A 10,852-nucleotide genomic window follows, 5' to 3' on the forward strand; every position below is an offset into this window, starting at 1 on the left:
GCTGGAGGAACGCTGCATGGATTTGAAACGTGTGGGCATCAGGATCCTCGTGACGGGGACGCGCGGCAAGAGCAGTCTGGTTCGCCTTCTGCACGCGGGGCTGTCGGCCGTCGGGCTCAGGACCCACTCCCGCGTCACCGGGGTGCTGCCGCGAGAGCTATCGCCCGCCGGTCAGCGCGTGATCCGCCGGACCTCGCCCGTGAGCTTTCGGGAGATGCGCTGGTGGCTCTCGCAGATCCCCATGGATGCGGAGGCCCTGGTGATGGAGAACAGCGCCGTGTCCCCTCTCCTTCAGCCGGCGGCGGGGCGTTGGCTCGACCCCACGCTTCTAGTCTGGACCACGCTGCGGCCCGACCACGAAGACGCCTGGGGACCCGGCGTCCGAGGGGCGGCGGAGGCGCTGCTGCAGGGGGTTCCCAAAGGGGTTCCCGTCCTGGCTGGCCCCGAAGCGGCCCTCGTGGCCCGCGTCCTCGAGGCGCGCGGGCCTGCGACGCTGATGGACCTGCCTTTCTCCTTTCGTGAGGGCAACGTCCTCCTGGCGATGAAGGCCCTGACCCTCTCCCTGGAGGGGCTGGGCCTGGCCTCGTCCGAGGCCCTTGCCTCAGCGCAGCGCGCCATGGAGTTCCTTCCCCCGGACGTCGCGGACTTCCGAATTTTGGGCGAGGGCGAGGACCTTCTGGCGGCAGCCTTTTCGGCGAACGAAACGGCCAGCACGGAACAGCTGTTTATCGCGACGGGCTGGAGGGCCGAGGAGACGACGCTGCTCTTCCACCACCGTCCGGATCGGCCCGCAAGGCTTCGGACCTTCCTCCCCTGGATCCGGTCCCTGCCGTGGCGGTCGACCGCGTTCACCCGCACCTCGCGGCCATGGCTCCGCCTCGGTCGCCTGCGCTGGACGGATGAGGTCTCGGATCCGGCGTCCTTCGCGGCGTGGCGAAGAGGGCGAGGCAAGGTGTTCGCCTGCGGCAACGTCGCGGGGTGGCCGCTTGAATTTTTGCTGAGCGCGGAACGGTCTCTGGAGGAGGCGTCATGAACGGTCCTTTTATCGGTTCTCTGAACGCGGCGGAGGCGTGGGGCTGCGTCACGATGGCCCTGGGCGTCCTGATGGGGCTCGTCTGGAGCAGGAGGACGGGCTGGGGGTGTGGAGGGCTGGTGACGCCGGGGCTCATGGCGCTCTACGCCGCTTCGCCGGCCCGGGTCGTGGCGGCGCTGGCGATGGGGCTTCTTCTGGCGCCGGTGCTGTCCTTCGTCGCCCGTTCCCTGGCGCTCTACGGGCGGGAGCGGGCGGGAGCGGCGATACTGCTGGCCCTGGCCGCCCACCTGGCCCTGCTGTTCGTCGTCCCCTCGCCGCCCTGGTTGGGGTGGGTCGTGCCGGGGCTGATCGCCGCCGATGCGGAGCGGCAGGGAGCGGTCATGACGGTGTGCGGGGCAACGTCCTGCGCCATTGCAGCCTCCTTCGGCGTGGGGTTGATACGGGGACTCCTCGGATGAGGGGCGCCAGGGCGCCCTTCGTGGGTGGCTCCCCCTTGCGCCTCCTGTTCCTGACGGCGGCGCTGGCCGCGCTGTGGCTGTCGTGGACCCCGCCGCTCAGCCCGGCAGAACAGCGGCTGTACGACAAGGTGTTGGCGGCTCAGGCCTTCCTCTGGGAGGAGCTGGGCCGCCGCGACCTGCCCCGCGACGAAGGGGCAGACCCCTACCACAGCGGACTGATCGGGTTGGAGTGGAGTGTGACCACCACGACGCAGGGGGACCTCAAGGCCAAGTGCTGCGCGACGGACCCGCTCTGGGCGGTGCAGATGCTGCGGTGGTTCGATGAGTTGGGGCTCGTGAAGGGAGATCGGGTCGTGGTCCTCGCCTCCTCCTCCTTTCCCGGAGCCATCTACTCCGTCCTGGCTGCCGCGGAGGCGAGGGGCCTCGATACGGTCCTGGGGGTCTCCCTGGGGGCCTCCAATTGGGGGGCCAACCGCCCCGAGGCGCCGTGGCCCGTGCTGTCGAAGGCCCTGATCGACGCCGGATTCCTGCGCACCCGTCCCGTGCTCTGCACGCTGGGGGGTGGGAGCGAGAACGGGGGCGGGATGCCTCAAGAGGCACGGGATATCCTGACCGCAGCGGCTCAGGCGGAGGGCCTGCCGCTCCTGGTCAACGGGGACCTGGAAGAGGCCGTCCAGGCGAAGATGCAGCTCGTCCGCGAGGGGCGGACAAGGCTGGTGGTCAGCGTCGGCGGCCCTGAGGGCAACATGGGGGACAGCCCGGACGTCCTGCGCCTCCCCCCAGGGCTCATCCTGCCGCGACAGGACGGGGGCGACGGCGTAATCGGGCGCGCGCTGCGCGAAGGATACCCTGTGGTCCACATCCTCTACCTCCGCGGCATGGCGGACGCCTGCGGCGTGGCCTGGGAGGCGCGGCGTCCGACCTTTGTCCGGGGGCGCAGCGTCTTGGTGGGGACGACGGGGCTTCTGCTCTTCGCCCTGGTTTTGGCCACGCACCGCCGATGGGGCTGGGAGGGGGAGTGACCGAAGGTTGAGCTCTCGTCTCTTCCTGCGTTCTGTAATCCGTACATAAAATAAATTTATACTTAAAAATATTTTTTAAAATATTATCGTTAAATTTGGAATTTAGAGGTATGAAATCCCAGGACAATGCTGATATAATGGTGAGGATCGGGAGACTCGGACGGAGGGTGGTCGGGCCGACGGGCTCCCGGCGGCGCTCATTTTCTTTTCAATCGTATAACTCAGGAAAGGAGATCTTTGGCATGTTTCGTTCCAGACGCAGTTTGTTCCGCACATTTCTGTGTTCGGCGTTGTGTTTGCTGTCGTTTTCTCCTGCACTGGCCTGCACCGACGTGGTGGTCGGCAGGGATGCGTCCGTCGACGGGTCCGTCATGACCTGCCACACGGCGGATGGGGCCTACTACGACGCCCAGATCCGCTTCATCCCCGGCCAGAAGTACCCCTCGGGGACCAACATGGACGTCTATCGCAACATCGTCGGCGAGGAGCCGGGCGGCTGGGTCAAGGTTGGGGAGATTCCCCAGGTCGCCGAAACCTACGGCTACTTCCACGTCGGATATCCCGCGATGAACGAGCACCGCGTTGCCATCGGGGAGACCACGATCGGCCAGAAGGAGATCCTGAAGACCATGCCCGGTGGCAGGGCACTCTTGGCCATCGAGCAGCTGGAAGTCCTCGCGTTGCAGCGCGCCAAGACGGCGCGGGAGGCCATTCAGGTCATCGGAGAGCTCTCGCAGAAGTACGGCTTCATGCCTTCCTGCGGCACGGAGGGCGAGTGCCTCACCATCACCGACCCGGACGAGGCCTGGATATTCCACGTGTTCAGCACGGGCTTCGGCTGGACGCAGGAGAGCGGCAAGCCGGGCTCCGTGTGGGCGGCCCAGCGCGTGCCGGACGACGAGGTCGTGGTCGTCCCCAACATCGCGCGCATCCGCTTCATCGACCCCAAGGACACGAAGAACTTCATCGTTTCGGACAACTACATGCAGCACGCCATCGACAACAAGCTCTACGACCCCGACAGCGGCCAGCCCTTCGACTTCCAGGCCGCCTACTCCCCCGCCACGGGCAACGACGACTGGGCCCTGAGCTCCCTCTGGATTCGCAATCGCCTCTACACGATCTACAAGGCCCTCGCACCGAGCCGCGAGTGGGACCCCTACGCACCCGTCAACGCCTACCCCTTCTCCATCAAGCCGGAGAAGAAGCTCTCCGTCCGCGACATCATGGGCTTCATCCGCGGCTACCACAAGGGCAGCCCCTTCGACATGACGATGGACCCCGCCTGGATCGTGGAGGGCAAGGACGGTGTTGCGGAGCTCAGCCCGCTGACGACCCCCTTCCCCACCCGCCTGCAGCGCAACCTGCTGAAGATCCCCTACTCCCGAAGCATCGCGACCAACGCCTGCGCCTACAGCTGGGTTTCCCAGATGCGGAAGGACCTGCCGGAGCCGGTGGGCGGCGTGATGTGGTTCGGGTACGACAACCCGGCCCATACCCTCTACGTGCCTGTCTACACCGGAACCCGCGACACGAAGGAGAGCTGGAAGTCCCACTTCGACCGCGACAAGCTGAGCTTGGACTGCGCTCAGTGGGCCTTCATGCTCCAGGACGACGTGGTGAACTGGCGCTACCAGGAGGCCATCAAGGACCTTGAGGCCGTGCGGAACCCCATCGAGGACGACTTCTTCAAGAAGCAGGCCGAGGTGGAGAAACAGGCGGCCGACCTCTATAAGGAGTCCCCGGAGAAGGCGTCAGAGTTCCTGACGAAGTACACCATCGAATGCATGGACCGCGCCGAGAAGGCCTACTGGGACCTCGACTTCTCCAGCATCGCGAAGTACACGAACAACCGTTGAGCGCCCTTTCGGGCGTTTGGGTTCGGCCGTTTTGCGGCCGGTTCCACATTTTGAAAGGAGATCGTGTGAATGAATCGTAAGAGTTTGTTTCTGCTGGTTCTGGCCCTCTGCCTGACGGCCGCCTCCGCCTTTGCCGCGGAGCTGCCGAAGGTGGAAACTCCCATCGTCGCGACGACCTGCGGGCAGAGCCCCGGTGCCATGATGGTCAAGATGTCCGCCATGCAGGCCAAGGTCATGCCCACGGAGGCCAGCAAGACGATCACCGCGGAGGAGCTCGCGGGGATGGACTGCAAGACGCTCGTCGTGACGACGGGCACCAGCATGAAGGGCATGGGCGCGGCCGGCACGGACGTGGACAAGGAGATCGCCCGTTGCACGGCGCTGATCAAGGCAGCGAAGGAGAAGGGCATCCTCGTCATCGGGGCCCACATCGAGGGCATGGCCCGCCGGACGGATGCCTCGGACGAGGCCACCATCAAGGCGATCATGCCTTTGGCGGACGTCATCCTGATCATCCAGGACAGCGACAGCGACGGGTTCTTCACGAACTACGCCAAGGAGCTGGGCAAGGAGCTCATCATCGTAAAGGACGCACTCTCCATCGGCGCCAAGCTGGCGGAGCTGAAGTAGGATACCGATTGGGGCGGGCGTTCTGCGCTCTCCCCAATTTTTAGTCTCGAAAAAGGAGGCGTCCGGAAAATTGATGTTTTCTCATGCCTATACCATCCTGGGAATCGTCGTCGTGGCCTTCCTCATCGCGAAGGCGATTCGGCTCTCCACGGAGCTTTCAATGCTGTTCTCCGCCATCGCTGCCGCCGCGTACCACTGTGCGGCCTGGCCGACGGGGGGGGCGGCTCTCAGCGAGTTTCCCCTGCGCCACATCGTGGAGGGGACCTTCACCTATTTTGACGTCTGCCTGATCTTCATCAGCGCCACGTTCTTCATGGCCCTGATCAAGGAGTCGGGCGGCGTGGCCTTCATCGTGCGCCGCATCGTGAGGGCCTTTCACGCCCGCCGCGTGATCTGCCTGCTGCTCTTGACGTTCGTGATGCTGATCCCAGGCGCCCTGACCGGGTCGGGGGCAACGAGCGTCCTGACGGTGGGGGCTCTGGTGGGCTCCGTGCTGTCCGCCATGGGGGTGGACGACACCCGAAAGACGGCGGCCATCTTCATGACGGCGGCCATGAGCGCCGCTGCGCCCCCCATCAACCTTTGGGCCATGATGGCCGCTGCAGGGGCGAACATGCCCTACGTCGGCTTCAACGGTCCCCTGGCGGTGCTCTCCATATCGGGGGCGCTCTTCTCCATGTTCTGGCTCGCTGGGCGCGGCAGCGCCGCGGCGGGAGAGGAAGCCCTGGAGAGGCTGCCGGAGGCCCCGGCTGGGATGAACTGGCTGCGGGTCCTGATCCCCTTCGTGGTCTTCGGCGGCCTGCTGGCTGCGGGCCGCATCTGGCCCTTCGACTTCCCCATCGTGGGCCTGCCCATGATCTTCATGATCTCAGCGTTCTCCGTCTGGGTCCTCTCGCCGGTGAAGCTCGACGTGTGGGAAATCCTGTGCGAAACGATCCACAAGCTCCTGCCCCTCGTGGGGATCATGGTGGTGGTGGGCGCGCTGATCCAGGTGCTGGCCCTCTCCGGAGCACGGGGAGTCATCTCGCTGCACGTCGTGATCTTGCCGCTCTCGACGCTCTTTGCGACGCTCTTCATCATCCTTCCCATCTCGGAGGGCATCCTGCAGTACGCCGTGGCCCCGCTCCTGGGCGTCCCGTTGATCATGCTCTTCAACATGAAGGACATGAACCCCATCGTGGCCATGTCCGCCATGGCCGTACTGTGGCCGCTGGGGGACTGCCTGCCGCCGACGGCCGTCATCGGCAGAGCCTCGGTGATGGAGCTGAACTACAAGGGACGCTACTACTCCGACTTCGTTGCGGCGTGCCTCGTCCCCATGGCGTTCGTGGCCATCTGCTGCACGCTCTTCCTCATCTACAGCAAAGAGCTCTCCATGCTGGCCATGTAGCCCGTGGGACAACCCGTCTGGAGGTATAAGATGAACGATGCTTTGATGATCCTGATCAATCAGGTGATCACCTACGGTTACTACGCCATGACGCTCCTCTTCGCCTGCGCTTTGGCCTGGAACTTCAAGAAGACCCGCGACCCGCAGGAGGCCGTCCTCTACGCCGTGATCCTCATCCCCTTCGTCCTGCGCTTTCTGCACATCAAGTAGGGGGCGACGACGATGGAAAAATTGAAGTGGATCAAAGGGATGGCTGCCGTCCTGTGCACGGCGGCGGCGGCTTGGAGCGGGGCCGAGTTCTACGCGATGCGGCACTACAAGGAACCGGTCGCGCTGGGCCCCGGAGTGACGCAGGTGCAGAAGCTGAGCCTCTACGAGCCCTCCCTGCAGGGCACGGCCAACGACTGCAACATCTATTTCCTTGACAGCGGCAAACCCGGTGGCAGCGTCCTGCTGCTCGGCGGCACCCACCCGGAGGAGCCCGCGGCGAACCTGGCCGCGCAAATCCTGGTGGAGAACGCGAAGCCTGAGGCCGGACGCCTGATCGTCGTGACGCGGGCCAACACCAGCGGTTCCCTCTACTCGCGCAACGGCGAGGCCTACCCCAGCTTCTACGACATCAAGACGCCCTGGGGAAAGAAGACTTGGCGCCTTGGGGACCGCTCCGGAAGCCCTCTGGATTCCTGGCCGGACCCGGAGGTCTACGTGCACTACCCTAGCAAGCAGATGTTGGCCTACATGGACATCCGTAACCTGAACCGCTGCTGGCCGGGCCGGCCCAACGGCCTGCTGGTGGAGCGGACCACCTACGGCCTGGCGCAGATGATCCGCGCGGAGAGCGTGGACGTCGTGGTGGACCTCCACGAGGCGGAGCTGGAGTACAGCGTGGAGAACACCATCGTCGCCCACGAGAAGGCTCAGGAGATCGCGGCCATGGCCTCCATGATCCTGACGGGCACGGAGTTCGAGGTGCCCATCGGGATGGAGTTCTCCCCCAAAACGCTGCACGGCCTGTCGCACCGCGAGGTGGGGGATCACACCCAGGCCATGTCCATGCTCTATGAAGTGGCGGAGCCCCTGCTGGACCGCATCCGGGGCGTCACCGATCAGAAACTGGTCCTGGAGGGCAAGGACGAGTTCGTGGTGGAGGCGGGCAAGCACAAGCTGCTCTACGCCCCCATCGACGAAAACGGCTGGCACATTGACGTGCGAGTGGGGCGCCACCTCTCGACGTTCCTTCAGTGCCTGGACATCTTCTCCTCCATGACGCCTGGGCGGGAGATCGTGCTGACCGGCGTTCCGCGCTACGCAGAGGTGAAGGAGAAGGGGGTCGGGTCCTTCTTTCACGACCCGGCGGAGGCCCCGCTGGGCCGCGTCGCTTACGATTAGGAAGGGCCAGGGGAGAGCCTGTCGCCCTGACGGTTTGATTCGGGACGGTCGGCCGGCCTTGCCGGTCCTTTGCAGCGGCGCGCAATACGGCCGCGGGTCTTCTGGATAGTTGGTGCGTTACGTTGTGTTCATCGCAGGGGCTCGTCTCCTGCGGCGACAGGGTGCGGCAGGTGCGGCGCCCTGGTTATCTCAAATTTTTTAGGAGGTTGTTGTTCATGCGATTGATCAAGGTTATTGCCCTGGCTGCGGCGCTCACCGCTCTATTGGCGGGGGCCGCGCTTGCCTGCACGTCCGTGATGGTGGGCAAGAAGGCGACGGCAGACGGCTCCGTCCTCGTCTCCTACACCTGTGACGGCTGGTACGACCACCGGCTGAAGGTCATCCCTGGCGGCAAACACAAGAAGGGCGAGATGGTCCCCGTCTACCACAACATCTGTTACCAGACGCGGCCGGGCAAGGAGCTGAGGAAGGTCGGAGAGATCCCGCAGGCGGAGACGACCTACACCTACTTCCACGTGGGCTACCCTATCATGAACGAGAAGTCCGTCGTGATGGGCGAGTACACCTGGGGCGGACGCGAGGAGAGCGAGTGTCAGAACGGCCTGTTCATGATCGAGCAGCTTGAAGTCTTCGGCCTCCAGCGCGGGGCAACAGCCCGCGAGGTCATCAAGGTCATGGGCGAGCTGGCGGAGAAGTACGGCTATGCCGACGGCGGCGAGGCCCTGACTGTTGGCGACAAGGACGAGATCTGGCTGTTTGAGATCACCGGCCCCGGCCCCCTGTGGACGCCGGAGAGCGGCAAGCCCGGCGCGGTCTGGGCGGCCGTGCGGTGCCCGGACGACAGCTACGCCATGGGCTCCAACCGCTCCCGCATCGCGGAGATCAACTTCGACGACAAGGACAACTTCATGTACTCCTCGAACGTCAAGACCGTGGCTCAGGACATGGGGTGGTGGAAGGAGGGTGAGCCCTTCGTATTCCACAAGCTCTACAACCCGGAGCCCTACGGCTCCCCCTACTACCAGCAGCGCCGCGAGTGGCGGGCCTACAACCTGCTCACCCCCAGCGTGAAGCTGGCTGAGGACGCGGCGGAGCAGTACCCGCTGTTCCAGAAGCCCGACAAGCCCGTGACGCCCCAGGACCTGATGGCGCTCTGCCGCGACGTCCTTGAGGGCACGCGCTTCGACATGACCAAGGGGCTTGCCGCCGGCCCGTTCGGCACCCCGACGCGCTACGCGGTGACAAAGGACATGAAGCCTGAGGACCGCAAGGGCAACGACTGGAACCGCAGCATCAGCCTGTTCCGGTGCAGCTACAGCTTTGTCGGCCAGGTGCGCGACAACCTGCCGGAGCCCCTGGCGGCCGTGGCCTGGTTCGGCGAGGACCAGCCCATCACGACGTGCTACATGCCCATCTACGCGGGAACGAAGGAGGTCCCCGAATCCTACAACACCGGCGACCGCGTCAAGTTCGATCCCAAGTCCACCTGGTGGGCGTTCAACTTTGTGGGCAACTGGGCGGACCTCAACTTCGCTGCGATGATCGGCGATGTCCGCGCCGAGCAGAAGCGCCTCGAGGGCAAGTTCTTTGCCGAGCAGGCCGACTTTGAAAAGAAGGCCGCCGAGCTCTACAAGAAGGACCCCAAGAAGGCCTCCGAGATGATCACGAAGCACGTGAACGACAACATGAAGTTGGTGGATCGGGACTGGTGGACGCTGGCCTGGACGCTTGTGGGCAAGTACAACGACGGCTACAGGATCACCGCCGACACGATGGAGCCTCTGGGCTACCCGACGGACTGGCTCAAGACCGTGGGCTTCGGCGACCAGGACGCGGAACCTAAGAAGTAGGGCGTCTGCGGCATTAACGGAACAGCGCGCCCTGCGGCGCAGAAAGTCCCCCGTCCGACGACGGGGGGCTTTTGTCTATAGCAGGCGGATTTCAAGAAACTCCTGCCGCAGGCCATGCCCTACCCTGAAAAGGATGGCGAGTATTGTTATGAACTACACGGAGATCAACGCGAAGACCATAGACCAGTGGGTGAGCAATGGCTGGGAATGGGGGCAATACGTCAGTCACGATGAATATTCTGAAGCGGTCCACGGCCGTTGGAACGTAAAGCTTACGCCCGTAAAAACCGTTCCGCACGAATGGTTTGGGAACCTCAACGAGAAAAAGGTTTTGGGCTTGGCCAGCGGTGGAGGCCAACAAATGCCGATTTTTGCGGCCTTAGGTGCAGAGTGTTCGGTCCTGGACTATTCGGAGAAGCAGTTGGAGAACGAGAGGATCGTGGCCGAGCGGGAAGGCTATGCCATCGCCCTCGTCCATGCCGATATGACGAAGAAATTGCCGTTTGAAGATGATTTTTTCGATCTGATCTTTTATCCGGTCTCGAATTGTTATGTCGAAGACGTAAAATCAATCTGGAAGGAATGTTATCGGGTGCTGAAGGCTGGCGGCGTGCTGATGTCAGGGTTGGATATCGGCATCAATTATGCATTTAACGAGGACGAGACAACACTCGTCAACGTGTTGCCGTTTAACCCGATAAAACATCCCAGCCACTTGAAACAAATGCAGAAAAGCAACGGCGGCATACAGTTTTCACACACTCTGGAGGAGCAGATCAACGGACAGTTGGAAGCCGGATTTATTTTGACCCATCTCTACGATGATACGAACGGCTCAGGGAACCTGCGCGACCACAACATCACGTCGTACATCGCGACCAGAAGCGTGAAAAGGGCTTGAAAGCAACGGAAGATGTTCTGAGAGGGGAGGCGAAAACGGACAGAAGATCAGACGCGAATGGGCCGCGGCTTGCCTCTCGACACGCCGGAAAATCTCTTCGGGCGCTTTCGTCAGATGCGATGATCTTATCGAAGCTCCACCCCGTCGGCGTTGTACCAGAGGAACCCGTGCTCTCTGCAATAGGCGTCTATCCGTTTTGAAAGCGCCCGATCCGCTCCGTATTCCAGGAGATAAACGGATAAGCCGCAGCCCTTCGCTTTTTTAAGGCTAGATTGTCAAGCTAAAAGCAACAGGCAAATTGAAAAAAGGCCTCATTAGGG

10 protein-coding genes are annotated in these 10,852 nt (G+C 63.4%); all 10 read left to right on the top strand.

The features are described from left to right. The first annotated feature begins 16 nt into the window (after positions 1 to 16). Positions 17 to 1,033, top strand: a complete 1,017-nt coding sequence (locus tag ACO41U_RS08435) for a Mur ligase family protein (RefSeq protein ID WP_485943130.1) — start codon at positions 17 to 19, stop codon at positions 1,031 to 1,033. After that, positions 1,030 to 1,491 carry a poly-gamma-glutamate biosynthesis protein PgsC/CapC gene (locus ACO41U_RS08440; RefSeq protein WP_485943132.1) on the top strand — a complete coding sequence of 154 codons (462 nt, stop codon included), beginning with the start codon at positions 1,030 to 1,032 and terminating at the stop codon, positions 1,489 to 1,491. Before ACO41U_RS08435 ends, ACO41U_RS08440 begins: the two co-directional genes overlap by 4 nt. Beyond that, positions 1,488 to 2,513 (top strand): poly-gamma-glutamate system protein, encoded by a 1,026-nt coding sequence (gene pgsW, locus ACO41U_RS08445; protein WP_485943134.1) that lies wholly within the window; start codon positions 1,488 to 1,490, stop codon positions 2,511 to 2,513. Before ACO41U_RS08440 ends, pgsW begins: the two co-directional genes overlap by 4 nt. Before the next feature lie 242 nt (positions 2,514 to 2,755). Further along, positions 2,756 to 4,372, top strand: a complete 1,617-nt coding sequence (locus ACO41U_RS08450; RefSeq protein WP_485943136.1) for a dipeptidase — start codon at positions 2,756 to 2,758, stop codon at positions 4,370 to 4,372. 69 nt (positions 4,373 to 4,441) lie between these two features. Beyond that, the gene (locus ACO41U_RS08455; RefSeq protein WP_298780662.1) at positions 4,442 to 5,002 is read left to right on the top strand and encodes a DUF6305 family protein; all 561 of its coding nucleotides are present in this window, start codon (positions 4,442 to 4,444) and stop codon (positions 5,000 to 5,002) included. Positions 5,003 to 5,075: 73 nt separating this feature from the next. Continuing rightward, on the top strand, positions 5,076 to 6,392 hold the full coding sequence (locus ACO41U_RS08460; RefSeq protein ID WP_485943144.1) for a C4-dicarboxylate ABC transporter: 1,317 nt from the start codon (positions 5,076 to 5,078) through the stop codon (positions 6,390 to 6,392). A gap of 30 nt (positions 6,393 to 6,422) precedes the next feature. After that, positions 6,423 to 6,602, top strand: a complete 180-nt coding sequence (locus tag ACO41U_RS08465; protein WP_298780663.1) for a hypothetical protein — start codon at positions 6,423 to 6,425, stop codon at positions 6,600 to 6,602. 12 nt (positions 6,603 to 6,614) lie between these two features. Then, positions 6,615 to 7,781, top strand: coding sequence for a succinylglutamate desuccinylase (locus tag ACO41U_RS08470; RefSeq protein WP_485943138.1), 1,167 nt, complete (start codon positions 6,615 to 6,617; stop codon positions 7,779 to 7,781). Between the two features lie 215 nt (positions 7,782 to 7,996). After that, the gene (locus ACO41U_RS08475) at positions 7,997 to 9,631 is read left to right on the top strand and encodes a dipeptidase (RefSeq protein WP_485943140.1); all 1,635 of its coding nucleotides are present in this window, start codon (positions 7,997 to 7,999) and stop codon (positions 9,629 to 9,631) included. A gap of 148 nt (positions 9,632 to 9,779) precedes the next feature. Then, entirely contained in the window at positions 9,780 to 10,532 is a 753-nt protein-coding gene (locus ACO41U_RS08480; protein ID WP_485943142.1) for a class I SAM-dependent methyltransferase, read from the top strand. The last annotated feature ends 320 nt before the right edge of the window (positions 10,533 to 10,852 follow it).

It is taken from the genome of Fretibacterium sp. (assembly GCF_057312375.1).